General features: G+C 62.0%; 1 protein-coding gene. It reads right to left on the reverse strand.

Translation table 11 applies throughout. The features are described from left to right. Window positions 1-37: 37 nt before the first annotated feature. Complete coding sequence (locus tag NKI50_RS30470; protein WP_352485088.1) at window positions 38-1,234, reverse strand: IS256 family transposase; 1,197 nt, start codon at window positions 1,232-1,234, stop codon at window positions 38-40. Between the last annotated feature and the right edge of the window lie 2 nt (window positions 1,235-1,236).

A 1,236-nucleotide genomic window follows, 5' to 3' on the forward strand; every position in this document is an offset into this window, starting at 1 on the left:
GGAACTGTCAGGAATTCTGTGCGCGAGGCCGGTTTCGTCATTGGCTGACGAACCTTTCGCCGAAGACGACGGCGAACTGGGTCTTGGCCTCGAACCATTCGCGCGGCGGTCGTTTCCATTCCTCGGCCGCGTGGTTCAGCACCAAATATAGCAGCTTCATGGCCGCATCGTCACTGGGGAAGTGTCCCCGGGTGCGGACGGCGCGGCGCAGCTTGGAGTTCAGCGCCTCTATGGCGTTCGTGGTGTAGATGATCCGCCGCACGCTTTCGGGATAGGCAAAGAATGGGACGACGTGCTGCCAATTGCGCCGCCAGCTTTGGGTGATCGCCGGATACCGCTGCCCCCAGTAGCTGGCTTCGAAGTCCTCAAGAGCCTTCATGCCGGCTTCGGCGTCCTTGGCCCGGTAGATCGCGCGCAGCGCCGGCACGACGGACTTGCGGTCCTTCCAGGACACGAACTCCAGGGAATGACGGATCAGGTGCACGATGCAGGTCTGGACGACAGTCTGGGGAAAGACGGCGTTGATCGCCTCGGGGAAGCCCTTGAGGCCGTCGACGACGGCGATCAGGACGTCGGCGACGCCACGGCTCTTCAACTCGTTCATGACGCGCAGCCAGAACTTGGCGCCCTCGGTCTGCTCGATCCAGATGCCGAGAATCTCCTTCGTGCCGTCCGGCAGGATGCCGAGCGCGATGTAGACGGCCTTGTTCCTGACGAAGCCCTCGTCCCTGATCTTGACCCGTATGGCATCGAAGAAGACGAGCGGATATACCGCGTCCAGCGGCCGGTTCTGCCACTCGGCCACTTCCTCCAGGACCGCATCGGTAACCGCCGAGATCAGGTCCGGCGACACGTCGATGCCGTAGAGCTCCTCCAGATGGCCGCGGATCTCGCGCACTGTCATGCCGCGCGCGTACATGGAGATGATCTTGTCATCGAAATCGGGAAAACGGCGCTGGTATTTGGCGATCAGCTTCGGATCGAAGGTCCCGGCCCGGTCGCGCGGGATCGACAGCGTCATCTTCGACGTGCCCGTCAGCACCGACTTCCGCGAATGGCCGTTGCGGCGATTGACGCTGCCGTCGGTGCGTTCGTCCTCAAGGTGCTCGTCGAGTTCAGCGTTCAGAATCCGTTCCGAAAGCGCCTTCTTCAGGTCGTCGAGCAATCCGTCCTTGGCAAACACCTCATTCGGATCGCGGCCGGCAAGCAGTTGGTCCAGAAGTTCCTTCTCAATAG

The organism is Mesorhizobium sp. M0563, from assembly GCF_040321065.1.
In the GTDB taxonomy this organism is placed as follows: Bacteria; Pseudomonadota; Alphaproteobacteria; order Rhizobiales; family Rhizobiaceae; genus Mesorhizobium.